This window comes from Sphingobium boeckii, from assembly GCF_014199215.1.
In the GTDB taxonomy this organism is placed as follows: domain Bacteria; phylum Pseudomonadota; class Alphaproteobacteria; order Sphingomonadales; family Sphingomonadaceae; genus Sphingobium_A; species Sphingobium_A boeckii.
In genome coordinates, this window is sequence record NZ_JACIJC010000001.1 from 453,663 (window position 1) to 476,189 (window position 22,527).

Genomic DNA, 22,527 nt, shown 5'->3' on the forward strand with positions numbered 1-22,527 from the left:
CTCCCCTTCAGGGGAGAGGGCCGGGGAGAGGGGGAATCGCCCTCATCCGCCGGCCATAGTCATTTGGGGGCAAAGAGTGCCCCTCTCCCAACCCTCTCCCCTGCAGAGAGAGCCATGTTCAAAGCGTGCGATCCCGCAGTTCGACTTCGAAGGTTTCCAGGAAGTCGCCCGGCTTGATGTCGGTATGGCTGATGAAGGTCACACCGCATTCGAGACCGGCGCGGACTTCGGCCACATCGTCCTTGAAGCGCCGCAGCGACGAGATTTCGCCATTGTAGATGATGACGTCTTCGCGCGTGATGCGGGCCTTCAAAGCCTTGCGGATGAAGCCTTCGGTGACGAGCAGACCCGCCGCCTTGCCATGCTTGCCTGCGGAGAAGACATCGCGGATTTCCGCACGGCCGACCACGGTTTCGATCGCTTCCGGGCCGAGTTCACCGGCCATGCCGGCGCGGATCTCGTCGGTCAAATGATAGATCACGTCATAATATTTGAGCGCAACCCGGTCCCGCGTGGCGATTTCGCGTGCCTTGGCGTTCGCACGGACGTTGAAGCCGATGATCGGCGCACGGCTGGCCGAGGCCAGTTGCACATCCGATTCGGTGATCCCGCCCACGCCGGCATGAAGCACGCGCGCCCGGATGTCGGCGGTCGAGATCTTGTTGATCGCGCCCACAATGGCTTCCACCGAACCTTGCGTGTCGGCCTTCACCACCAATGGATATTCGATCGCCTGCTTTTCCTTGAGCGCGGAGAACATGCTTTCCAGATTGGCCGGTGCATGAGTGGTGCGCTTGTCGGTGGCAAGCTGCTGGCGATAGGCCGCCACTTCGCGCGCCCGCGCCTCATTCTCGACGACCGAGAGCGGATCGCCCGCACCCGGCGTGCCGGACAGGCCGAGCACTTCGACCGGAAGCGAGGGACCGGCTTCCTTGATCTGCTGACCCTTGTCGTTGACCATCGCGCGGACCTTGCCGCTTTCGCCGCCGACCACGAAGATGTCGCCCACGCGCAGCGTGCCGCGACGCACCAGCACGGTGGCCACGGGACCACGGCCCTTGTCGAGCTTCGCCTCGATCACGGTGCCTTCGGCGTCGCGATCGGGATTGGCCTTCAGCTCGAGCAATTCAGCCTGGAGCAGGATCTTTTCGACCAGTTCGTCGAGACCGGTCTTCTTGAGCGCGGAGACTTCCACATCCTGCACATCGCCTGACATGGCTTCCACCTGCACATTATGCTGCAGCAGTTCCTCGCGGACTTTCTGCGCATTCGCGCCGGACTTGTCGATCTTGTTGATCGCCACGATCATCGGCACGCCAGCGGCGCGCGTATGGTTGATCGCTTCGATCGTCTGGGGCTTCAGGCCGTCATCGGCCGCTACCACCAGGATCACGATATCCGTCACGTTCGCGCCGCGCTGGCGCATTTCGGTGAAGGCCTCATGGCCCGGCGTATCGAGGAAAGTGATCTTCTCGCCCGATTTCACGGTCACCTGATAGGCGCCGATATGCTGGGTGATGCCACCGGCTTCGCCCGCCACCACATCGGTGCCGCGCAGCGCATCGAGCAGGCTGGTCTTGCCGTGATCGACATGGCCCATGATCGTCACCACCGGGGGACGCGGCAGAAGCGTCTCCGATGCGTCCACATCCGCCGCGGTGTCGATTTCGACGTCCGAATCCGAAACGCGCGTGATGTTGTGGCCGAATTCCTCGACCAGCAGTTCGGCAGTATCCTGATCGATCGACTGGTTGATCGTGACGGGCATTCCCATCTTGAACAGCGATTTGACGAGATCGGCGCCACGCTCGGCCATGCGGTTGGCGAGTTCCTGCACCGTGATCGTGTCTGGCACCACCACGTCGCGGACCTGCTTCACCTGCGGCTGGCTGCTGCCGCCATGGGAGCGGCGTTCCTTTTCGCGGGCGCGCTTCAGGGCTGCCAGCGAACGGGCGCGTGCGCCTTCGTCGCCTTCGTTCAGCGCCTTGCTGACCGTGAGCTTGCCCGATTGACGACGATCATCGCCCACGCGCGGACGCGTGGCGGGACGTGCCGGCGGCTCGGGCCGCTTGGGCGCGGCAACGGGGGTAAATTTGCGTGGCGCGGGGCGACCATCGCCTTCAACGGCGGCGGCGGGCGCATCCGTGGCGGTTTCGGCTGCCACTGGCGCGGCCGTGGTCGACGACGCTGTCGCTGCAGGGGGAGCCGCTTCGGCGGCTGGCTGGGGCGCTGGTGCCGCAGCAGGCGCGGCTTCGCCGGCCGCTTCGGCCTTGGCTTTTTCCTCGGCCCGGCGACGTTCTTCGTCGATCGCGTCGAGTCGCGCCTGATCCTCGCGGCGGCGGGCTTCTTCCAGCGCAGACATGCGCGATTCTTCGGCCTCGCGCAGCAGCTTGGTCTGAAGCTCCTGACGGCTCAGCAGGCTATCGCCATGATTCTGGCGCGGCGGGGGCGGGGGGGCCGGACGTGGCGCAGGCGCAGGGGCCACCGGGGCGGGCGCTGCCGCCTGGACGGGCGCGGCAACCGGCGCTTCCTCGACGGGCGCGGCCTCGGCTTCACCGGGCTTGCCCAGGATGCGGCGGCGCTTCACTTCCACCACCACGGTGTTGGAGCGGCCATGGCTGAAGCTCTGCTTCACCTTGCCGGTTTCCACAGTGCGCTTCAGGCCGAGCGGTGCGCGCATACCCAGTTTCGGCTTATCGTTGTCAGTATCGCTCATCGACTGCTCTCAAACCCTTCGTCTTCAATATTCAGGCTGTGCGCTTGATGCGCCGATGAACCCTGAGCGCCATTTGCGCAAGGTTCGGCGTCTGCCACACTGCCCATAAAATCCTGCCACCGGGCGATCGCAAGCGACACCCGATCGGCTGCACCGCGATCGATGATCGCTATGTGTACCACATTTTCCCGGCCAAGGGCCAAAGACAATATAGTGCGCCCCACGGGCAAAACCATGCCCTGTGCGCCGCTGCCTTCGGAATCCCGGCCCACCCGCCATGCCTGATCGAGCTTGCGATTGCCATCTATGCCTGCATCGTTCGCGTGCATCAGCATCTTCACTTCGCCCTTGCGCGCGGCGGCGTCGATTTTTTCCGAACCCGTGAGCAAAGTGCCCGAACGCGATTCAAGCCCCAGCCGGTTCAACGCATCCTGGCGGAGCGCATCGCCGATTCGCGTTGAGAGATCGGCGGGCGCGGTCACGTCCCCGGTCTTGAACGCCCGCGCCAGCGCGCCTTTCAATTTGCCCTTGGCGATCGCCTCATCCAGCGTCGGCTTGTCCACGCCGATCCATGCGCCGCGACCCGGTGCACGCGCACGCACATCGGGCGCGACCACGCCATCGGGGCCGACGGCGAGCCTGATCAGGCCCGCGCGCACGTCCTTCTCACCGCTCAATATACAGCGGCGGGTGTTTTCAGATGATTCCTTGCCCGCTTGCGCGAGCGTGGACGGCTGATCCTTCAGGGTCTCATTGGGAGGGTTCCGCAACAGCGTCCTCCCCATTGTCTTCATCTTCGAACCAGTGCGCACGCGCGGCCATGATGATCTCGTTGCCCTGCTCTTCGGACAGGCTGTATTCGGCGAGCACGCCGCCCTTGTCCTCGGCGCGCGTGCTGTCGGCGCGGCGACGCTGCTCCTGGCGCTTCTTCTGCACCAGTTCGTCGGTCGCCAGATCGGCCAGATCGTCGAGCGTCTTGATGCCCGCCTTGCCCAGCGTGACCAGCATCGCTTCGGTCAGATAGGGCATGGTCGCCAGATCGTCTTCCACGCCAAGCGCGCGGCGTTCCTCGCGATTCTTTTCCTCGCGGCGCTCCAGAGCTTCCTGCGCGCGGCTTTGCAGCTCGGCACCCAGTTCTTCGTCAAAGCCTTCGATCACGGCGATTTCGGCCGGATCGACATAGGCCACCTCTTCCAGCGCACCAAAGCCCTCGGCCACCAGAAGCTGCGCCAGCGTCTCGTCCACATCCAGTTCGTTCTGGAACATTTCGGAACGCTCGACGAATTCCTTCTGGCGCTTCTCGCTGGCGTCGGCCTCGGTCATGATATCGATTGCGGAGCCGGTGAGCTGGCTTGCCAGGCGCACATTCTGGCCGCGACGGCCGATGGCGAGTGACAATTGATCATCGGGCACGACGACTTCGATGCGGCTTTCCTCCTCATCGATCACCACGCGGCTGACGGTGGCGGGCTGGAGCGCGTTGACCACGAAGGTCGCGGTGTCTTCGGACCAGGGGATGATGTCGATCTTCTCGCCCTGCATTTCCTGCACGACGGCCTGAACGCGGCTGCCCTTCATACCGACGCACGCGCCGACCGGATCGATCGACGAATCATGGCTGATCACACCGATCTTGGCGCGCGAACCGGGATCGCGCGCGGCGGCCTTGATCTCGATGATGCCGTCATAGATTTCGGGCACTTCCTGCGCGAACAGCTTCTTCATGAAATCGGGATGCGCGCGGGAAAGGAAGATCTGCGGCCCGCGATTCTCGCGCACCACCTTCAGGATCAGCGAACGGACGCGATCGCCGACGCGAACCACTTCGCGCGGGATCTGCGCATCGCGGCGGATGACGCCCTCGGCGCGGCCCAGATCGACCACGACATGGCCGAATTCCACGCGCTTTACTACGCCGGTGATGATCTCGTTCGCGCGGTCCTTGAATTCCTCATACTGGCGCTCGCGCTCGGCATCGCGCACCTTCTGGAAGATCACCTGCTTGGCGGCCTGCGCCGCGATGCGGCCGAATTCGATCGGGGGCAGCGGATCCACGATGAAATCGCCGACCACGGCATCCTTCTGAAGCTTCTGCGCTTCCTTCAGATTCACCTGCTTGAAATAATCGTCAACGGCCTCGACCACTTCGACCACGCGCCACAGGCGCAGATCGCCGGTATTGGGGTCCAGCTTGGCGCGAATATCGTTTTCGGCACCATAGCGCGAACGCGCGGCGCGCTGGATCGCGTCTTCCATCGCTTCGATCACGATGGCCTTGTCGATCATCTTCTCGCTGGCCACGGCGTTGGCGATGGCGATCAGTTCGGCCCTGTTGGCGGTGACGGCGGTTGCCATGATCTCAGTCCTGTCCTTCTACTTGAATGCTGTCCACGCCATCCGAAGATAGCGGCGCGGTCGCGGCGATCAGCCGGTCTGTGATGACCAGCTTGGCGCTCGCTATGTTTGAAAAGGCGGCGCGCATCTCGCCCGCCTTGTTTACATCGATAATCACGGTCTCGCCATCGATTCCCGCGATATTGCCGTTGAGCTGCTTGCGCTTGTCCTGCGCCTCCACCAGCGTCACGCGCGCTTCATGCCCGGCCCAGTCGGCGAAATCCCGCAGCCGGGTCAGCGGACGGTCGATGCCGGGCGAGCTGACTTCCAGCCGGTAAGGCTCCTCGATCGGATCCACCTCGTCGAATTTCTCGGAGATGCGCCGCGAAAGCGCCGCGCAATCCTCGATCCGAAGCTGCCGCGTGGCGGGATCTTCGGCCATGATCTGCAGCGTGCGATCACCCTCGCCACCGAAGAATTTGACGCGCACGAGATCAAAGCCCAGCGCCTGCGCCTCGGGCTCGATCAATGCGGTCAATGCGGCGACGTCCGCCATTCAGGCTCCTGGATAAAACATGTCTCTGTGCCGCCGGGAGCTGGTGGGCTCCGGCCTCGTCATTGTTACCGATGTCGAGAAAGCTCGTGCGATATAGGCCGGAAGGCGGCGGAGGGCAAGCGGGAAGAAGGCGCGGGGCGGCACGATCTTTCCAAGTCATTCCCGCGCACGGGAGATTGACAATAATGGATCGTCAAAAACATAGTCTCTGATTTTATATCAGTTAGGTTGTCCGATGGCTTGTAAAGTTTGTGGCGATAAAAACACCGTAAGAAGCCATATTATTCCAAAGGCATTCGCCCATGAAGTGCGTAACGGCGCAACCCATGCGGTCACTGCATCAAGGCATTTTAAAGGCACTAAACCGAGCCAGGGGGGTGCCTTCAGCGATAATTTGCTTTGCTTAAAACATGAGCGTTCGACGTCGGCGACTGACAAGTATGCCATCGAGTTTGTGCGTCGTGTTATAGAGGCATGGGGGGATAGAAAGGACCAAACGACCTTGGTTGTGGACAATGCCCAACCTCATGTGATGCGCTCTTTCGCATTGCTCACAATTTGGCGCGAAATTCACTCTCAACATGACACGGCCTTATCACTTGGCCCTTACGAAGATAGTGTGCGCCATCATCTGTTTGAGGGTGATGTTGCACCAAATTGGGCAATCGTTGCCCAAAGAACTAATTTTCATCTTCCCGGCCGCGGAGCTGTCGATTTTAATTTACATCCTTATCGCGTTCGTTTTGCGGATCGGGCGGGATGGATGTTGACGTTGGCGGGGGTGGCCCCTTTTCGTCGTCTGTGACCAGCGCGGGCTTCCCTCTACATTCTCTGATTGGCGGGTTGATTATCATGATCCGGCTCAAGTGATAGTATCAGAGCCACTTCCGTTCACTGACGTCGGGGCACTCAAAGCTATCCTCGCGGGCATGGCCTCAAAAGCGGTCGGTAAACCGATGTAACATACCCCGTTCAAAATGACTGGCGCATCATCAAATGTTGCAGGTCATTCCGGTTATTTATTCTTTCTTCCTCCCCCAAAGAAAACCCCGCCCGGATCGCTCCAGGCGGGGCAGGTTCACCGTTGCGTTCGATCACATGCCGGCGTGGGCCAAGGCTGCCAGAAGGAGAAGGGCAACGATGTTTGTGATCTTGATCATCGGGTTCACGGCCGGGCCGGCGGTGTCCTTATAAGGATCGCCCACCGTGTCGCCCGTCACCGCGGCCTTGTGGGCGTCGCTGCCCTTGCCGCCGTGATGGCCGTCCTCGATATATTTCTTCGCATTGTCCCATGCGCCGCCGCCCGATGTCATCGAGAGCGCGACGAACAGGCCGGAGACGATCACGCCTAGGAGCAGCGCGCCCAATGCGGCAAAGCCCTCCGCCGGACCCGCAACCGCGCGGATCACGAAGAACACCACGATCGGCGCGAGCACCGGCAGCAGTGAGGGGACGATCATTTCCTTGATCGCCGCCTTGGTGACCAGATCGACCGTGCGGGCATAATCCGGGCGGCTGGTGCCATCCATGATGCCCTTGTTGCTGGCGAACTGTTCGCGCACGTCCTTTACGACATCGCCCGCCGCGCGGCCGACCGCGGTCATCCCCATCGCGCCGAAGAGATAGGGCAGCAGCGCGCCGAGCAGCAGGCCGACGATGACATAGGGGTTGGAGAGCGAGAAATTCACGCCTTCGGCCGGCAGGTTGAGCCGGTCGGCATAGAATTTCAGATCCTCCGTATAGGTGCCGAACAGCACGAGCGCCGCCAGGCCCGCCGAACCGATGGCATAGCCCTTGGTGACCGCCTTGGTGGTGTTGCCCACGGCGTCCAGCGCGTCGGTGCGGGTACGGACGTCTTCTTCCATCCCCGCCATTTCCGCGATGCCGCCCGCATTGTCGGTCACCGGGCCATAAGCATCCAGCGCCACGACCATGCCCGCCAGCGCCAGCATCGCGGTGGCGGCAAAGGCGATGCCCATCAGGCCCGCAAGCTGATGCGTCACCACGATCCCCGCCACGATGACGAGCGTCGGCAGCGCGGTGGATTCAAGGCTGATCGCCAGACCCTGGATCACATTGGTGCCATGGCCCGTCTCCGATGCCTTGGCGATGCTGCGCACCGGGCGATAGTTGGTGCCGGTATAATATTCGGTGATCCACACGATCAGGCCGGTGACGGCGAGACCCACCATCATCGACCAGAACAGGTCCATGCCGGTGAACGCGCCCTCGCCGGTCAATCCGCCGCCGATCGGCGCGTCGAGATCGCCGAGCGACTGTTTGGTGACATAATAGATCGCTGGAATGGAGAGGATCGCGGTGACAAGGAAGCCCTTGTAGAGCGCCCCCATGATCGAGTTGCTCTTGCCCAGCCGCACGAAATAGGTGCCGATGATCGAGGTGAGGATGCAGATCCCGCCCACAGCCAGCGGCAGGCTCATCAGATTGAGCAACGTGGCGTCGCTCACGCCCGTGACGAGCAGCGCGGTCAGCACCATGGTCGCGCCCACGGTGACGACATAGGTTTCGAACAGATCGGCCGCCATGCCCGCGCAATCGCCGACATTGTCGCCCACATTGTCCGCGATCACCGCGGGGTTGCGGGGGTCGTCCTCGGGGATTCCGGCTTCGACCTTGCCCACAAGATCGGCACCCACGTCAGCCGCCTTGGTGAAGATGCCGCCGCCCAGGCGCGCGAAGATGGAGATGAGCGATGCGCCGAAGGCCAGGGCGACCAGCGCGTCGATCACTTCGCGATCCTGCGGCAGATGCCCGGCGGGACCGGTGAGATACCAGAAGAAGGTGGCGATCGCGAGCAGCGCGAGGCCCGCCACCAGCATCCCGGTGATCGCGCCCGCGCGGAACGCGACCGTGAGACCGCTCTGGAGCGAGGTGCGCGCGGCTTCCGCGGTGCGGACATTGGCGCGCACCGAAATGTTCATCCCGATAAAGCCGGTGACCCCCGAAAGCACCGCGCCGATCAGGAAACCGATGGCAGAGGTCAGCCCAAGGAAATAGGCGACGAGGGCGGCGACCACGACGCCGACCACGGCGATGGCGCGATATTGCCGCGCGAGATAGGCTTGGGCACCTTCTTGAATCGCGCCCGCAATTTCCTGCATTTTGGCGTTGCCCGCAGAATAACTCAGCACCTGCCGGCTCGTAATAAAGCCATACAGCACGGCCACCAGGCCGCACAGCATGGAGATGGTGACGATCGTCATTGGCTATCCTTCCCCCTTTTCGGGATATTCTTGAACACGCAAGAACAGGCCCCGCTCTTATGATTATTCGGGGCGTGCCAAAGGTATAGGGGGCGATTCCAGGCTTTTGCAAGCCGATCCTCACCGATCAGGCGTGGAGATATCCCAGCCGCTCCGGCAGTGGCGCCGGGCCATCCGCATCGAACAACGAAATTCCGCTTCCCGCCGCGAATCGGCCGATCGGGGTTGCAAGTGCAGGGAGGGGGGCATCGGGCGCGGCAGCGAAGAGAAGCTGGTAATCATCGCCGGCGGTCGCCGCCTTGATCTGGTCCGCCCGGCTTTCCCCCTTCGCCTGCCTGAATGCAGGGGACAGCGGCACGGCATCGAGATCGATAGAAACCGCAAGCCCGCTCGCCTCCGCCATGCGGGAGGCATCGAGCAGCAAGCCGTCGGACACGTCCATCATTGCATGAACCTGCCCCGCCAGCGCCTGTCCCTCTACCAGCCGCGGCACGGGTCTGCGATAGGCGGCGAGCAAGGATGCGTCGCCATCCAGCGTGCCTTGCGCCATGGCCAGGCCCAGCCCGGCATCGCCGATCGTCCCGGTCACGAACAGGGCATCGCCCGCTTGCGCGCCCGATCGCGAAGGTGCGCCGGATGCGGGCGCGCGGCCGATGGCCGTCAGCCCGAACACGCGCGGTGCGCCGGCGGGCAGGGACACCGTATCCCCGCCCAGCAGCGGCACGTCGAATTGCTTCAGCACCGCTTCAAGCCCCGCGACAAAGCCCGCATCCCACGCCCTGTCGCCGGTCAGCGCATAGCCCATCAGCACCCCCAGCGGCGTCGCGCCCTTGGCCGCCAGATCGGAGAGGTTCACCGCGACCAGTTTCCACGCGACATCTTCGGGCGGATCGTTGGTGAGGAAATGCACCCCTTCCGCAATCATGTCATGCGTCAAGACGAGATCGCCGAGCACCGCCGCATCGTCCGTCAATCCGCGCGCGGCGGGATGAGTCGCCAGCGTGCGCAGCGACCGGATAAAATCGGTTTCGCCCGCGCTCAGCGCCGCACGTCCTTTGCGATCGCGTCGAGCAGGCCATTGACGAAATTGGTCTCGCGCTTGTCGTAAAAGGCGTGGGCGACATCTAGATATTCGCTGATCACGGTGCCGGTGGGCACATCGGCGCGCGCCAGAAGCTCATAGGCACCCGCGCGAAGCAATTGGCGCATCGGCTTGTCCAGCCGTTCGAGCGACCAGCCCTTGGCCAATTTGCCCGCAATCAGCGTATCGATCTCGCCGCGCCGCGCATCGACGCCGGCCACCACATCATCGAAGAAATCGATCTCGGCATCGGCATATTCCACGTCCTCGATCGTCGCGCCGAGGCGGTGATTGTGGAATTCATGGAGCAGCACGCGCAGCGGCGTATTCTCCATCTCCATCTGATAGAGCGCCTGCACCGCGGCGAGGCGTGCGGTGGAGCGGGATTGGGCGCGGTTTGTAATATTGGTCATGGCGTGTCTCGAAATCCGTTTGGGCTGAGCCTGTCGAAGCCCTGTTCTGGCTCTTAGCAGAAGGAAGAGAAGGCTTCGACAGGCTCAGCCCGAACGGTTGTGGTTATCAGTGATCCAGCCTTATCGCGACAGACAAGGCATGGGCGGGAAGCCCCTCGGCACCCGCCAGCGCAACCGCGGCGGGGCCGATCTGGCGAAGGGCGGCTGGCGTGCACTGGAGAAAGCTGGTGCGCTTCATGAAATCCAGCACGGAAAGCCCGGACGAAAAACGTGCCCGCCGCCCGGTGGGCAGCACATGGTTCGGCCCGGCGACATAATCGCCCACGGCCTCGGGCGTATAGCGGCCGAGGAAGATCGATCCGGCGTGACGCACCTTGGCGAAAAAGGGTTCCGGATCGGCGACGGCGAGTTCCAGATGCTCGGGCGCGAGCCGGTCGACCAGCGGCAGCGCGTCCATCAGATCGGCCACCAGGATGATCGCGCCATTGTCCGCCCAACTTGTGCCCGCCGTCTCGCCCGTGGCCAGGACGTTGATCTGCCGGAGCACCGCATCGGCCACCTTGTCGGCAAAGGCCGTATCGTCGGTGAAGAGGATCGACTGGCTGGTGGGATCATGCTCAGCCTGGCTCAACAGGTCTGCCGCGATCCATTCGGGATCATTGTCGGCGTCTGCCACCACCACGATTTCGGACGGCCCGGCCACCATATCGATGCCGACCACGCCGTAAAGCTGTCGCTTGGCCTCCGCCACCCAGGCGTTGCCGGGGCCGGTGACGACATCCACCGGCTTGATGCGATCGGTGCCATAGGCCAGCGCGGCGATCGCCTGCGCTCCGCCGACGCGCCATACTTCATCAACGCCCGCAATCTCGGCAGCGGCCAGCACCAGCGGATTGGTCTCCCCGCGCGGCGTGGGCGTGACCATCACCAGCCGTTCGACCCCCGCCACCTTGGCCGGGATCGCGTTCATCAGCACGGATGAGGGGTAGGCCGCGCGCCCGCCGGGTACATAGACGCCCGCCGCATCCACCGCGCTCCAGCGCGAGCCGAGTCGCACGCCCGCATCATCGGTCGAATCGCTGTCCACCGGCTTCTGCTTGAGGTGGAAAGTGCGGATGCGCGTCGCTGCGAGCTCGATCGCGCTGCGCAATTCGGGCGAAAGCCCCTCCAGCGCCGCCTGGCATTCTTCGCGCGGCACTCGCCATCCGGTGGTGTCCAGATCATGCTTGTCGAAATCGAGCGTCAGCGCCGCCAGCGCCGCGTCGCCCTCGGCACGCACACGCTTCAGGATCGCGGTCACATCGCGCGATACATCGTCATCGGACTCGCGCCGTGCCTCGACCAAGGTGGTGAAGGCATCCGCAAATCGCGGATCGGAAGCGTCCAGCCTAAGTGGCCCGCTCATACTCTCAACCCCTCACCGTTTGTGCCGAGCGCAGTCGAGGGACGCGGGTCGTTGGCACCACGTCCCTCGACTGCGCTCGGCACAAACGGGTTGAGGAGGGACGATTCAGGCAGCATCGCGCCCGCCTGCGATTTCGCGGAATTTGTCCACCAAAGGCACCACTTCGGCGGCGCGCGTCTTGAAGGCGGCGCGATTGACGATCAGCCGCGCGGACACCTGCGTGATCACCTCCACCTCGACCAGCCCGTTCTCCTTGAGCGTCTTGCCCGAGGAGACCAGATCGACGATCCGGCTGGAGAGGCCCAGCATGGGGGCCAATTCCATCGCGCCGTTCAGCTTCACGCATTCGGCCTGTACGCCGCGCGCCTCGAAATGCCGCCGCGTGAGATTGGGATATTTGGTGGCGACGCGGACATGGCTCCAGCTTCGCGGATCGTCCGTTTCGGCCAGCGCTTTCGGTTCGGCGACCGAGAGGCGGCAATGGCCGATGCCCAGATCGACCGGCGCATAAAGTTCAGAATAATCGAATTCCAGCAGCACATCCGATCCGACGATGCCAAGCTGCGCCGCGCCATGCGCCACGAAGGTCGCCACGTCGAACGCACGCACCCGGATCAGAGAGATGCCCGGATTGTTGGTCGAAAAGCTGAGCGCGCGGCTGCTGTCGTCCGAAAACGCCGCTTCGGGCGCGATTCCGGCGCGCGCCAGCAGGGGCAGCGCTTCTTCGAGGATGCGCCCCTTGGGGACGGCGATGATGATCGGATCGGCCATGATGCGCGGGGCTTTACGTGTGTGTTACTTCCCATGCAACGGTCGCGCGCGGATTACTGGGCCGGGGGTGGGCGTTCTATAAAAACCCATCCATCGCCGCATTCACCGCATCCGGCGCTTCCCACGGCACGAAATGCCCGCAATCCGGCACCTTCACGATGCGGAGATCGCTCACCATTTCCGCCATCCCGTCCAGATTGCACAGCGGCAAAGCCTTGTCGTCGGTTGCCCAGATCACGAGCGTGGGGATGGTGATTGTCGGAAACACGCTATCGAGCATCGCCGGGCGTTCCGCCTGTTCGCCGATCGCGGGCACCTGGATGGTGGAGGCGCGATACCAGTTGAGCATCCCGAAAGCCGCGCCCGGCTCCTGCCAGTCGCGCAGCAGGATCGCGCTGTCTTCGGCGGTCATGGCGCTGCTGCGATCCCATTTGATCGCCTTCATCAGCAACGCCGCGAGGCCGTGGTCGCGGATCAGCGCATCATTGGCAGGATCGCGAAAGGCGCGCATATATTGGCTGGCCGCGCGCTGCTCGTCATTCTCGATCAGCAGCCGCTGGAAGAGATAGGGATGCGGCGCATTGGCGATGATCGCGCGTTCCACCCGGCCATTGGCTTGGCCCATCAGCGCCACGATCCAGGCGATCGCGCCGCCCCAGTCATGCCCCACCACCGTGAAGCGCTCCACGCCTAGCGCATCGGCCAGCGCGAAAATGTCTGCGGCCAATTTATCCGGAGAATAGTCCGATACGGGTTCGGGTTTGGAGGATTTGCAATAGCCCCGCTGATCGGGCGCGATGCAGCGGAAGCGATCGGAGAAATGGCGGATCTGGTGACGCCAGGTGCGATGCGATTCGGGAAAGCCATGCAGGAAGATCAGCACCGGCGCATCGCGCGGCCCTTCCTCGGCGACGTCGAGTTCCACGCCCGTGGACAGGGCTACGCGCTTCAAGGCGAATTCGGTCATCCTCTTCTCCCGGCTTTCTTTTGTCATCCTCGCGCACGCGGGGATCCCGCTTCTTTCACGCCTCTGCGTCTCCGCGTGAAATTATTGAGGTTCACGCGGAGACGCAGAGAATAAGCTGGATCCCGCGTTCGCGAGGGGCACGGATCATGGATAGCTCACGGTCTTCGGAATCTCAGGGATCGGGATGAATTCCGTGTCGTCACCCGGCACCTTGGGGAATTTCTGTTCCTTCCAGTCATGCTTGGCCTGGTTGATCCGCTCGCGATCGGACGATACGAAATTCCACCACACATGGCGCTCGGTTGGAAAATCTTCGCCGCCGCACAGCATCACGCGTGCACCGGTTTCGGAACGCAGCGTCATGTCCACGCCGGGCTTGAGCACGTAAAGCACCATCGGCTCCAGCGTCATGCCATCCAGCGTGGCCTGGCCCAGGGCGACATAGATCGCGCGCTCGTCGGCTTCGGCGTCGATCGGAATGCTGCCGCCGGGTTCGATCCCGATATCGGCATAGATGGTCTCGGCATAACATGTGGTGGGCGCGGTCGCGCCCCACAGGCTTCCCATTATGATGCGCGCGATCGCCTTGTCACCCTGGATCAGTGGCAGCCTGTTCTTGGCGACATGTTCGAACGCCGGATCGATCTCCTCCTGCCCGTCGGGCAAAGCAAGCCAGGTCTGGATGCCCGAAAGCTCCGGCCCCGCGTCGCGCTCCGATTGCGGTGACCGCTCCGAATGGACGATGCCGCGGCCTGCGGTCATCAGATTGACCGCACCCGGCTCGATCGTGGCAAAAGTGCCGAGCGAATCGCGGTGGTCGATTGCGCCTGAAAACAGATAGGTGACCGTGGAGAGGTTGATATGCGGATGCGGCCGCACGTCGATCCCGGTCCCCTTGTCGAGGATCGCCGGCCCCATCTGATCGAAGAAGATGAAGGGGCCGACCATCGTGCGCGGCTTGGCGGGCAGCGTGCGGTGCACCTTGAACCCGCCCAGATCGTGCGTGACGGGGGGGATGCTCATCGTAACCAGATCGTCGTTCATTCGCCGGGTGCCCTTGCCTTGATCGCCATCGCATGAACCGTGTCACGCATCATGTCGCCCAGCGCCTGATTGACCATGCGCTGGCGTTGCACCCGGTTTTGCCCGGCAAAGGCGGCACTTTCGATCTCCACGGTGAAATGCGATTCGCCCGATCCGTCGTCGCCCGTGTGGCCGCGGTGCTTGGCGCTGTCGTTGATAACGGCGAGCCGTGCGGGGGAAAGGGCGGCGGTCAGCCGCGCTTCGATTTCTGTGGCGACTGGGCCTTTTGTCTCGCTGTGCATCGCGCCTATATAGGCGGTTTATTTTAGGAGCGGGAGCCACTTTGGCCGACGAAGAACCGGAACAGCCCAAACGGCATACGCGCTTCCATGGCCGCATGGAGGCGAAGGGGCGCGTGTGCACGCAGGCAGGGTGTAACGAGCCGGGCGAATTCCGGGCGCCGGGCGAACGGCGGCCGGGTTTCGATGGTCCGGGCGACTGGCGCTGGCTCTGCCTCGATCATGTGCGCGCGTTCAACCAGCGCTATAATTTCTTCAACGGGATGAGCCCCGACGAGATCGAACAGGAGCAGCGCCCGTTCGCCGGATGGGACCGCGAGACGCGAGCCTTTACTGCCAATGGCGCGGACCGCCCGCCGCCCTGGGCCGATTTCCATGATCCGCTCGATGCGATCGGCGCGCGCTTCAGGCGCAAGGCGGAAGAAATGCGCCAGCGCGACGATGGCAAGCCGCTCTCGGGCGAAAACCGGCGCGACCTGAAGACCATGGGGCTGGGGCCGGACGCCAACCGCCGCGATCTGCGCCAGCGCTATGCCGATCTCGTCCGCAAATACCATCCCGATCGCAACGGCGGAGACCGCACCCACGAGCGCGCACTGCAGGAGGTAATCGCGGCTTATACGCGGTTGAAGGGCGCGGCGGCGTTTGCTTGATCAAAGCCAGTCGTCACCCCGAACTCACCCCAATCCGTTTGTCTCGAGCGCAGTCGAGGCACGTGGTGCCAAGGACCAACGTCCCTCGACTTCGCTCGGGACAAACGGTTTAATTTGAAGAACGAGAGATCACCCCTCCATCCTCATCCGTTCCTGCCGTGCGGTCTCCGCTTCGCTCGGTTCCGCCAGCGCAAAGCTCCCGGTCGGTACTGCGCCTGCCGGTTCATAGGTCGTGACGATCACGCCCTTGTTCGAGACCTTCGAATCCACCAGCGTCATCGCGGTCGATGCCGTGCCTTTGCCGAACAGCCTCTTGCCGCCGCCCAATATGACCGGGAAGGTCATCAGGAAGAGCCGGTCGATCAGGCCGTGGCTGAGCAGCAGGGGATAAAGTGTCGAGCTGCCCTGAATGAGCAGGTCCGGCCCATCGGTCGCCTTCAGGGAAGCGATCTGCGTCGCCACGTCACTCCCGATGGCGTGGCTGTTGTGCCAGTCCAGCGGTGCGGTGGAAGAGGTGACGACATATTTGGCGATGCTGTTGAACTGGTCGGCGATCGGCTGATCGTCGCCCCCGGTGACATAGGGCCAGTGCGCGGCGAAAATTTCATAGGTCTTGCGCCCCAGCAGCAGATCGTAAGGCGCGGCGAACAGTCCGCCCATCGCTTCCTCCAGGGTCTCATCCCAGAAACTCGTCGTCCAGCCGCCGAGCGTGAATCCGCCCGTGGGATCCTAGGTCGGGCCACCCGGCCCTTGCATCACGCCATCGAGCGACAGGAAGACGCCGCCGATGATCTTACGCATCACCCGTGTCTTTCAGCCGTTTCGCCACCTCTTCGAGCTGATCGGCGCAGACGCCCCAGCCTTCTTCGAACCCCATTTCGGCATGACGCTTCGTTTCGGCGTCGCTCCAATGCCGCGCGCTGGCGCGATAATGGGTCCGGCCGTTTCCGGCGTCGCTGAACGTGAAGGTGCCAACGATGCCCAGCGGTTGCGGATTTTGCGGCGACCAGTCCTTGCCGAGCATATTGGTGAAGACGATCCGTTCTTTCGGCAAGACCTCGAGCAGCATCCCGTCGCCGGCATGTTTCTCGCCGTCCGGCCCGTGCATGGTGATCGCGAAGCGGCCGCCGGATTTCCACTCGAGCGCCTCGATCTCGCTCCTCCACGGGCGCGGGCACCACCATTCCGTCAGATGTTCGGTCACCGCGCGCCAGACCGTATCGAGCGGGGCATCCATCATCCGCTTGATCGCGAGTTTTTTCCCCGCGGCGCTCATGCGGGCACCGCCTCGCCGCGCAACGCCGCCTCGATGGTGGCGATGTCGATCTTCTTCATATGATACATGGCCTCGGTGGCGCGCTTGGCAGCGGCGCGGTCCGGCACCCCGCTCATCGCATCCATGAGCACGCGGGGGGATATCTGCCAGGAATAGCCCCATTTGTCCTTGCACCAGCCGCACTGGCTTTCCACACCGCCATTGCCGACGATCGCGTTCCAATAGCGGTCCGTCTCCTCCTGATCTTCGGTGATGACCTGAAAGCTGACGGACTCATTGGGCTTGAAAGTCGGGCCGCCGTTGAGCCCGATAAAAGGTCGGCCGAGGACGGTGAATTCAACCACCAACTCGTTGCCCGGCGCGCCGCCCGGATAATCGGCGACCGCATCGTGGCCGTGGCCGACATGGCTGTCCGGAAAGGTCGCCGCATAGAATTCAGCGGCCTTGCGCGCTTCCTGATGGTCGAACCACAGGCAGGTCATGAATTTGCTCCAACTCACCGTCTCTCTCCTTATCTTGCAGGCGCGACCAGTCCGAAGGTTGCGCCATGGGGATCGATCGCATTCACCACCCATTCGCCGCCGGGCACTTCCATCGGCCCCTGGACCACAGTCCCGCCGGCGCTTTCGATCCGCGCTTTGGCGGCATCGATCGCGGGAACACGGAAGTAAAAGCCCCAGCCGGGGCGGACGCCCGGCGGTGTCCGCATCACCGCACCGATCGCCTCCCCGCCTTCGGCATTGGCGATAAAGCTGTAATCGCCCATCGCGCCCATCGGCATTCCGCCGACTTTCTTGATGCCGAAATGCGTGTCGTAGAAAGCCAGCGCCGCTGCATCGTCGGCGGTCAGCAATTCGTTCCAGCTCACATGCCCGATGCCGGTTCGTTGATAGGCCGTGCTGGTTTCATCGCTTGCCCCGCGCATGACGTAAAAGACAACATTCTGTGGATCGCTGAGCATGGCCAAGCGCCCGACGCCCGGTATATCCATGGCCGGCAGATGGACCTTCCCGCCAGCCATGCTCACCGCCGCGACCGTGGCATCGACGTCATCGACCCCCAAATAGCCCATCCAACGCGCGGTGGCACCGCTCGCGATCATCTCCGCGCTCAGGCCCGCCACGCCGCCGGCAAAGCCATCGGGTGCACCGATCATGCGATAGTCCATATCGCCCGGCGGCCTGTCGCCGATCGTCCAGCCCACCACCACGTCGTAAAACGCTTTTGACGCATCGGCATCGGGTGACAACAGTTCGTACCAGATGAATTCGCCATGCTTGTTCATCGTCCGTCTCCTCGCTGATGGTTCAGGCGTCCACGATCGGGCTGAACCCGCCATAGATCATCCGCTGGCCGTCGAAGGGCATGTCGGCCGGCGGGGTCTTCATCCGCGCGTCTTCCATCACCTTCTTCCAGCCATCGTCGCGCGCTTGCTTGGACGGCCATTCCACCCAGGAAAATACGGTGTTCTCGTCATCCTTGGCCTGCACGGCCATCTTATAGTCGGTCACCTTGCCATCGGGCAGATCATGGCCCCAGGCTTCGACCACGCGGGTGGCGCCATGATCCTTGAACACCTCGGCCGCCTTCTCCGCGATCACGCGATAGGCCTCGCGGTTGCCGTGGGGCACGGGGACAAGATAGCCGTCGGCATAGCCCATCGCGCCGCCCAGATCCTGATCAACGATCGGCTCGAACCCGCCATAAATCATGCGCTTGCCATCGAAGGGCATGGAGGCGCCCATGGCGGCCATGCGCGGATCGCTCATCATCTTTTCGCCCGCAGCGTCTCGCGTGGCCTTGTCCGGATATTCCATCCAGGAAAAGACGACCACCTCGCCCTCTTCCGCCTTCACCGATCCCTTGAAATCGGTCACCTTGCCATCTGGCACATCATCGCCCCAGCATTCCACCATCCGGGTCGCGCCAAATTCCTTGAACAGCGGCAATGCGTCCGCCGCGTGCTTGCGATAGGCCTCCTTATTCGCAGCCGGAACCGCGCAGACGAAGCCGTCAACATAGGTCATTTGCTCTCTCCTTCGCTATACCAGGCGGGGGGCTTCACGCCCTCGAACACCGCCATGTGATCGGCCAATGCCTTTTGAAATGCAGGCCGGGATTCGCCGCGCGCGAGATAGGCGGCCAGATTGTCATGTTCGGCCACGAGATCGGTATGACGCAATCCGCGCAATACTGAGACCATGATCAGGTCGCCCGCTGTGAACACATCGCCATCCAGCCAGCGCTTGTCGCCCAGCGCGTTTGACAGGTCCGCCAGCCGCGCGCGCAGCCGCTCAATGGCTTTGGGCCGAAACAGCGGGGCATAAGCCTCATCCTTGTCGAAAAGATCGGCCAGCACCAGATCGAAGATCATAGGCTCCACGGAATTGAGCGCCGAGATCAGCCAGGCCGTGGCGCGTGCATCACCGGCGGGGTCGCCTGGTAGCAGACCGGGCTTCAGTCCGGCGATGTGCAGCACGATCGCACCCGATTCGAAGATTTCGGTATCGCCATGCGCATAGGTCGGGATCTGGCCGAAGGGCTGAAGCGCGCGATGCGCAGCGCTTTTATGCTCGCCCAGATCGAGCAGGCGGACGTCATAATCCAGCCCCACCTCTTCGAAAGCCCAGCGTGCCCGCGTATCCCGCACCAGCCCTTGGGCGAAGGGCGGCACCCATGTGAACGCAGTGATTTCGGGCGCGCCGGCCATAGCCTCATCCTTTCTATGGTGTCCGCTCAGGCGGCGGAGACTGCCATCGTCGCCGCATCACCGGCTGTCGCCGCCGGATCCATCCAGAACACTTCCCAGATATGCCCATTGGGATCTGCAAAACTGCGGCTGAACATGAAGCCGTGATCCTGCACCGGTGTGGCATCGGCCGTGCCGCCCGCCCTGGCTACCTTTTCGATCGTCGCATCCACATCGTCGCGGCTATCGACCGAGAGAGCGAAGAGCGCCCCTACCGCGGTTTTCGCATCGGCGATCGTCCGCCCGGGAATGAAGCTGGCAAATTTTTCATGGCTGAGCAGCATCGCGTAGATCGTGTCGGACAACACCATGCACGAGGCGGTCTCGTCGCTGAACATCGGATTCTGTTCGGCACCGATCGCGGTGTAGAAGGCGGTGGATGCCGCGACATCGGCCACGGGCAAATTCACGAAAATCATCTTGGTCATGGTCGCCTCATTTCGAATCGCTGTTTGACGATGATGATCCGGCCAGTTATTAAAAACAACTATGGAGTTAGAAAAAATAACTGAACCGGTCAAAGCGCGCGATAAACGGTGGTATGATGATGCGTGCGGCACGGCGTTGGGCATGGAATTGGTGGGGGAACGGTGGTCGCTGCTGATCGTGCGGGAGCTTTTGCTCGGCCCGCGGCGGTTCGGCGAATTGCGCGATGGCCTGCCCGGAATTAGCGCGAACGTGCTCACCCAGCGGCTCGAAAGTCTGGCCGCGGCAGGGATTGTCACGCGTCACAAACTGCCAGCCCCCGCCAGTGCTCAGGTTTATGCGCTCACGCCCTGGGGGCGCGAATGCGAACCGATCGTGCTGGGGATCGGCCGTTGGGCCTTGCGCTCACCCACGCACGATCCGACGCTCAATTTCTCGCCGGTCTCGCTCATGCTGTCGCTCAAGATGCTGTTCGTCGCCAGCCGGGCGGGTGATTTTAGCGCGGTCGTCGGCTTTGTCTTCGATGCGGAAAGCTACGTCGCGAAGGTCTCGGGGGGCGTCATCACAGTGGCGCGTGGCGATGTCGCGGGCAGCGCCGCCATCTTCACAAGCGCGCCCGGCGCATTGCTGCCGCTGTTCTACGGGGGAATGCCTCTGAGCCAAGCCGAGGCTTCGGGCGGAATCTTGGTGTCAGGCGATCGGGCGGCGGCGGCGCGCTTCGCTGGGCTGTTTGCCCTTCCTGCAAAAATCGCAAACGGCGAATAGGAACTTTACCCTTCTGCCGCAAAGAGGCATTGAGCGGATGACATGCGTGTCGCGGGACCAGCGCCCGGATGCGTTCTCCTGACGACTCAGCCGCCCTTCTTTCAGACCGGCGGGATTTGGAACATAGCTGAAGCCATGACGAATATTCCCAACACCCAGCCCGACAGCCGCGAAGCCACCGTGATGGACGCGCCGGACAAGATGGTGAGCGCGCGCGAACTGTTCGGCATCGACATCGATATGATGGTGCCCGCCTTTTCGGAGGCCGATGAGCGTGTCCCCGATTTCGATCCGGCCTATGTTTTCGATGCGGATACCACGCTCGCGATCCTCGCGGGTTTTGCGCATAACCGCCGCGTGATGGTCCAGGGCTATCACGGTACAGGCAAGTCTACGCATATCGAGCAGGTGGCGGCGCGTCTCAACTGGCCCTGTATCCGCATCAATCTGGACGCGCATATCAGTCGCATCGATCTGATCGGCCGCGATGCGATCGTGCTGAAGGATGGCCAGCAGATCACCGAATTCAAGGAAGGCCTGCTACCCTGGGCGCTGCAGACTCCTACGGCCTTGGTGTTCGACGAATATGATGCCGGTCGTCCCGACGTCATGTTCGTGATCCAGCGTGTGCTGGAGACGGAGGGCAAGTTGACCCTGCTCGATCAGAATCGCGTGATCCGCCCCAATCCCTATTTCCGGCTGTTCGCCACCGCGAACACGGTCGGCCTGGGCGATACGAGCGGCCTCTATCATGGCACGCAGCAGATCAATCAGGGCCAGATGGACCGCTGGAACATCGTCGTCACGCTCAACTATCTTCCCGCCAATGTAGAGGCGCAGATCGTGCTCGCCAAATCGGGTGAGTATGATCATGCGGGCGGCAAGAAAGAGGTGGAGAATATGGTGAAGGTGGCGGAATTGACGCGCCAGGGCTTCATCAACGGCGATATCTCCACCGTCATGTCTCCGCGCACCGTGATCACCTGGGCGCAAAATGCGCTGATCTTCAAGGACGTCGGCTTCGCCTTCCGCCTTTCCTTCCTCAACAAATGCGACGAAGCCGAACGCGCGCTGGTGGCCGAATATTATCAGCGCGTCTTCGGCCGTGATCTGCCCGAAAGCGTGGTGGGGAAAGCTGGCTGAATGGCGCCCGACTTGCTCTGAAAGTCAAAATGGACTAACTGGACTAATCAGGAGTCTGCCATGTCCGCTTCGGTCAATGTCCATGATGCCAAGACGAATTTCTCCAAGCTGCTTGAGCGCGCTCATGCGGGCGAGGAGATCATTCTCGCCAAGGCTGGCAAGCCCTATGCCAAGCTGGTGCCGATCGAGCCGAAAGAACCGAAGCCTCGCCGCACACCCGGGGGGTGGCCCGAACTTCGCAATATTCCCGCGTCCGTGTGGTTCGATCCGTTGCCGGATGATGAGCTGGATGCCTGGGAAGGCAAATATTCGAATATTCTCTAGATGATGGCGATCGGCGCCTGCCTTTTGGATACTCATGCAGCGCTCTGGTGGTGGTGCGATTCGCCTATGCTCGGGCCGCAGGCGCGGGAGGTTATCGCCGCTACCGAAATCCCGATGATGGTGAGCGTTACATCCGCATTGGAAATCTCCATCAAATATCGTCTCGGCAAGTTACCGGATATTGGCGATCCCAGAGAAAGTTATGGCAAGCTGATGGCCAGAAATGGCTTCAAAAGTCTCGAAATTACTGAAGGGCACGCGATGAAAGCTGGCCTGCTGCCCGGCGATCATCGCGATCCCTTCGATCGCCTCATTGCCGCGCAGGCATTGATCGAGGGATTGACCGTCGTCACTCGCGATCCGGCGTTTGCGGCTTTCGGCTGCGACGTGATCTGGTAAGGC

At 62.7% G+C, this 22,527-nt stretch carries 24 protein-coding genes and 1 pseudogene; 6 read left to right on the plus strand and 19 right to left on the minus strand.

Features of this window, described 5'->3' with window-relative positions; all coding sequences use genetic code 11:
- Positions 1-118: 118 nt before the first annotated feature.
- Genes infB through rimP form a run of 4 tightly spaced genes read right to left on the minus strand, consistent with a single transcriptional unit; the run spans position 119 to position 5,606 of the window.
- The gene (gene infB, locus FHS49_RS02330; protein WP_184014813.1) at positions 119-2,716 is read right to left on the minus strand and encodes a translation initiation factor IF-2; all 2,598 of its coding nucleotides are present in this window, start codon (positions 2,714-2,716) and stop codon (positions 119-121) included.
- Positions 2,713-3,486, minus strand: coding sequence for a DUF448 domain-containing protein (locus FHS49_RS02335; protein ID WP_425502654.1), 774 nt, complete (start codon positions 3,484-3,486; stop codon positions 2,713-2,715). Before FHS49_RS02335 ends, infB begins: the two co-directional genes overlap by 4 nt.
- On the minus strand, positions 3,467-5,071 hold the full coding sequence (gene nusA, locus FHS49_RS02340; RefSeq protein ID WP_184014817.1) for a transcription termination factor NusA: 1,605 nt from the start codon (positions 5,069-5,071) through the stop codon (positions 3,467-3,469). Before nusA ends, FHS49_RS02335 begins: the two co-directional genes overlap by 20 nt.
- 4 nt (positions 5,072-5,075) lie before the next feature.
- Positions 5,076-5,606 carry a ribosome maturation protein RimP gene (gene rimP, locus FHS49_RS02345; protein WP_184014819.1) on the minus strand — a complete coding sequence of 177 codons (531 nt, stop codon included), beginning with the start codon at positions 5,604-5,606 and terminating at the stop codon, positions 5,076-5,078.
- 235 nt (positions 5,607-5,841) lie between these two features.
- Between rimP and FHS49_RS02350 the strand changes: the two genes are divergently transcribed.
- Positions 5,842-6,411 (plus strand): hypothetical protein, encoded by a 570-nt coding sequence (locus FHS49_RS02350; RefSeq protein ID WP_184014821.1) that lies wholly within the window; start codon positions 5,842-5,844, stop codon positions 6,409-6,411.
- Between the two features lie 289 nt (positions 6,412-6,700).
- On the opposite strand, the gene FHS49_RS02355 is transcribed toward FHS49_RS02350, so the two are convergent.
- The 8 genes from FHS49_RS02355 to FHS49_RS02390 all read right to left on the minus strand — a co-directional run bounded on the left by FHS49_RS02355 (position 6,701) and on the right by FHS49_RS02390 (position 14,792).
- The gene (locus FHS49_RS02355; protein ID WP_184014823.1) at positions 6,701-8,830 is read right to left on the minus strand and encodes a sodium-translocating pyrophosphatase; all 2,130 of its coding nucleotides are present in this window, start codon (positions 8,828-8,830) and stop codon (positions 6,701-6,703) included.
- Positions 8,831-8,957: 127 nt separating this feature from the next.
- A complete protein-coding gene (gene thiL, locus FHS49_RS02360; RefSeq protein ID WP_184015933.1) occupies positions 8,958-9,872 on the minus strand; it encodes a thiamine-phosphate kinase in 915 nt (304 codons plus the stop codon).
- Positions 9,869-10,324 carry a transcription antitermination factor NusB gene (gene nusB, locus FHS49_RS02365; RefSeq protein ID WP_221240339.1) on the minus strand — a complete coding sequence of 152 codons (456 nt, stop codon included), beginning with the start codon at positions 10,322-10,324 and terminating at the stop codon, positions 9,869-9,871. Before nusB ends, thiL begins: the two co-directional genes overlap by 4 nt.
- 106 nt (positions 10,325-10,430) lie before the next feature.
- The gene (hisD, locus tag FHS49_RS02370) at positions 10,431-11,729 is read right to left on the minus strand and encodes a histidinol dehydrogenase (protein ID WP_184014825.1); all 1,299 of its coding nucleotides are present in this window, start codon (positions 11,727-11,729) and stop codon (positions 10,431-10,433) included.
- Positions 11,730-11,834: 105 nt separating this feature from the next.
- Positions 11,835-12,500, minus strand: a complete 666-nt coding sequence (gene hisG / locus FHS49_RS02375) for an ATP phosphoribosyltransferase (RefSeq protein WP_184014827.1) — start codon at positions 12,498-12,500, stop codon at positions 11,835-11,837.
- Between the two features lie 76 nt (positions 12,501-12,576).
- Positions 12,577-13,467 (minus strand): alpha/beta fold hydrolase, encoded by an 891-nt coding sequence (locus tag FHS49_RS02380; protein ID WP_184014829.1) that lies wholly within the window; start codon positions 13,465-13,467, stop codon positions 12,577-12,579.
- Between the two features lie 144 nt (positions 13,468-13,611).
- Entirely contained in the window at positions 13,612-14,511 is a 900-nt protein-coding gene (locus FHS49_RS02385) for a pirin family protein (RefSeq protein WP_184014831.1), read from the minus strand.
- Positions 14,508-14,792: a BolA family protein gene (locus FHS49_RS02390; protein ID WP_184014833.1), complete on the minus strand. Its 285-nt coding sequence runs from the start codon at positions 14,790-14,792 to the stop codon at positions 14,508-14,510. Before FHS49_RS02390 ends, FHS49_RS02385 begins: the two co-directional genes overlap by 4 nt.
- A 95-nt stretch (positions 14,793-14,887) precedes the next feature.
- Here FHS49_RS02390 and FHS49_RS02395 point away from each other — a divergent pair, with 95 nt between their 5' ends.
- Positions 14,888-15,442, plus strand: a complete 555-nt coding sequence (locus tag FHS49_RS02395; protein WP_184015938.1) for a J domain-containing protein — start codon at positions 14,888-14,890, stop codon at positions 15,440-15,442.
- 129 nt (positions 15,443-15,571) lie between these two features.
- Here the strand turns inward: FHS49_RS02395 and FHS49_RS02400 are convergent.
- The 7 genes and pseudogenes from FHS49_RS02400 to FHS49_RS02430 form a co-directional block, all read right to left on the minus strand.
- Positions 15,572-16,126: pseudogene (locus tag FHS49_RS02400) on the minus strand (dihydrofolate reductase family protein); the annotation flags it as partial.
- Positions 16,127-16,235: 109 nt separating this feature from the next.
- On the minus strand, positions 16,236-16,718 hold the full coding sequence (locus FHS49_RS02405) for an SRPBCC domain-containing protein (protein ID WP_184014842.1): 483 nt from the start codon (positions 16,716-16,718) through the stop codon (positions 16,236-16,238).
- Complete coding sequence (locus FHS49_RS02410; RefSeq protein WP_425502656.1) at positions 16,715-17,218, minus strand: VOC family protein; 504 nt, start codon at positions 17,216-17,218, stop codon at positions 16,715-16,717. Before FHS49_RS02410 ends, FHS49_RS02405 begins: the two co-directional genes overlap by 4 nt.
- Before the next feature lie 11 nt (positions 17,219-17,229).
- On the minus strand, positions 17,230-18,003 hold the full coding sequence (locus tag FHS49_RS02415; protein ID WP_184014844.1) for a VOC family protein: 774 nt from the start codon (positions 18,001-18,003) through the stop codon (positions 17,230-17,232).
- A gap of 22 nt (positions 18,004-18,025) precedes the next feature.
- A complete protein-coding gene (locus tag FHS49_RS19950; RefSeq protein ID WP_184014846.1) occupies positions 18,026-18,745 on the minus strand; it encodes a DUF1428 domain-containing protein in 720 nt (239 codons plus the stop codon).
- Positions 18,742-19,428: a glutathione S-transferase family protein gene (locus tag FHS49_RS02425; protein WP_184014848.1), complete on the minus strand. Its 687-nt coding sequence runs from the start codon at positions 19,426-19,428 to the stop codon at positions 18,742-18,744. Before FHS49_RS02425 ends, FHS49_RS19950 begins: the two co-directional genes overlap by 4 nt.
- Positions 19,429-19,454: 26 nt before the next feature.
- Positions 19,455-19,895, minus strand: coding sequence for a VOC family protein (locus FHS49_RS02430; RefSeq protein WP_184014850.1), 441 nt, complete (start codon positions 19,893-19,895; stop codon positions 19,455-19,457).
- Positions 19,896-20,037: 142 nt separating this feature from the next.
- Here FHS49_RS02430 and FHS49_RS02435 point away from each other — a divergent pair, with 142 nt between their 5' ends.
- The 4 genes from FHS49_RS02435 to FHS49_RS02450 all read left to right on the plus strand — a co-directional run bounded on the left by FHS49_RS02435 (position 20,038) and on the right by FHS49_RS02450 (position 22,524).
- Complete coding sequence (locus FHS49_RS02435; RefSeq protein WP_246350212.1) at positions 20,038-20,658, plus strand: winged helix-turn-helix transcriptional regulator; 621 nt, start codon at positions 20,038-20,040, stop codon at positions 20,656-20,658.
- Between the two features lie 135 nt (positions 20,659-20,793).
- Complete coding sequence (cobS, locus tag FHS49_RS02440; RefSeq protein WP_184014854.1) at positions 20,794-21,801, plus strand: cobaltochelatase subunit CobS; 1,008 nt, start codon at positions 20,794-20,796, stop codon at positions 21,799-21,801.
- 60 nt (positions 21,802-21,861) lie between these two features.
- Positions 21,862-22,125, plus strand: a complete 264-nt coding sequence (locus FHS49_RS02445) for a type II toxin-antitoxin system Phd/YefM family antitoxin (RefSeq protein ID WP_184014856.1) — start codon at positions 21,862-21,864, stop codon at positions 22,123-22,125.
- A complete protein-coding gene (locus FHS49_RS02450) occupies positions 22,126-22,524 on the plus strand; it encodes a type II toxin-antitoxin system VapC family toxin (RefSeq protein ID WP_221240340.1) in 399 nt (132 codons plus the stop codon).
- Positions 22,525-22,527: the final 3 nt, after the last annotated feature.

Excerpts from the sequence above, each read along its gene's own strand:
- FHS49_RS02405 (WP_184014842.1), bottom strand. The coding sequence starts at position 16,718 with ATGAGCGCCGCGGGGAAAAAACTCGCGATCAAGCGGATGATGGATGCC.
- FHS49_RS02380 (WP_184014829.1), bottom strand. The coding sequence starts at position 13,467 with ATGACCGAATTCGCCTTGAAGCGCGTAGCCCTGTCCACGGGCGTGGAA.
- FHS49_RS02425 (WP_184014848.1), bottom strand. The coding sequence starts at position 19,428 with ATGGCCGGCGCGCCCGAAATCACTGCGTTCACATGGGTGCCGCCCTTC.
- FHS49_RS02355 (WP_184014823.1), bottom strand. The coding sequence starts at position 8,830 with ATGACGATCGTCACCATCTCCATGCTGTGCGGCCTGGTGGCCGTGCTG.
- hisD (WP_184014825.1), bottom strand. The coding sequence starts at position 11,729 with ATGAGCGGGCCACTTAGGCTGGACGCTTCCGATCCGCGATTTGCGGAT.
- FHS49_RS02385 (WP_184014831.1), bottom strand. The coding sequence starts at position 14,511 with ATGAACGACGATCTGGTTACGATGAGCATCCCCCCCGTCACGCACGAT.
- cobS (WP_184014854.1), top strand. The coding sequence starts at position 20,794 with ATGACGAATATTCCCAACACCCAGCCCGACAGCCGCGAAGCCACCGTG.
- FHS49_RS02395 (WP_184015938.1), top strand. The coding sequence starts at position 14,888 with ATGGAGGCGAAGGGGCGCGTGTGCACGCAGGCAGGGTGTAACGAGCCG.
- FHS49_RS02350 (WP_184014821.1), top strand. The coding sequence starts at position 5,842 with ATGGCTTGTAAAGTTTGTGGCGATAAAAACACCGTAAGAAGCCATATT.
- hisG (WP_184014827.1), bottom strand. The coding sequence starts at position 12,500 with ATGGCCGATCCGATCATCATCGCCGTCCCCAAGGGGCGCATCCTCGAA.
- nusB (WP_221240339.1), bottom strand. The coding sequence starts at position 10,324 with ATGACCAATATTACAAACCGCGCCCAATCCCGCTCCACCGCACGCCTC.
- FHS49_RS02415 (WP_184014844.1), bottom strand. The coding sequence starts at position 18,003 with ATGAACAAGCATGGCGAATTCATCTGGTACGAACTGTTGTCACCCGAT.
- FHS49_RS02435 (WP_246350212.1), top strand. The coding sequence starts at position 20,038 with ATGGAATTGGTGGGGGAACGGTGGTCGCTGCTGATCGTGCGGGAGCTT.
- infB (WP_184014813.1), bottom strand. The coding sequence starts at position 2,716 with ATGAGCGATACTGACAACGATAAGCCGAAACTGGGTATGCGCGCACCG.
- nusA (WP_184014817.1), bottom strand. The coding sequence starts at position 5,071 with ATGGCAACCGCCGTCACCGCCAACAGGGCCGAACTGATCGCCATCGCC.
- FHS49_RS19950 (WP_184014846.1), bottom strand. The coding sequence starts at position 18,745 with ATGACCTATGTTGACGGCTTCGTCTGCGCGGTTCCGGCTGCGAATAAG.
- FHS49_RS02450 (WP_221240340.1), top strand. The coding sequence starts at position 22,126 with ATGATGGCGATCGGCGCCTGCCTTTTGGATACTCATGCAGCGCTCTGG.
- FHS49_RS02390 (WP_184014833.1), bottom strand. The coding sequence starts at position 14,792 with ATGCACAGCGAGACAAAAGGCCCAGTCGCCACAGAAATCGAAGCGCGG.
- FHS49_RS02445 (WP_184014856.1), top strand. The coding sequence starts at position 21,862 with ATGTCCGCTTCGGTCAATGTCCATGATGCCAAGACGAATTTCTCCAAG.
- rimP (WP_184014819.1), bottom strand. The coding sequence starts at position 5,606 with ATGGCGGACGTCGCCGCATTGACCGCATTGATCGAGCCCGAGGCGCAG.
- FHS49_RS02430 (WP_184014850.1), bottom strand. The coding sequence starts at position 19,895 with ATGACCAAGATGATTTTCGTGAATTTGCCCGTGGCCGATGTCGCGGCA.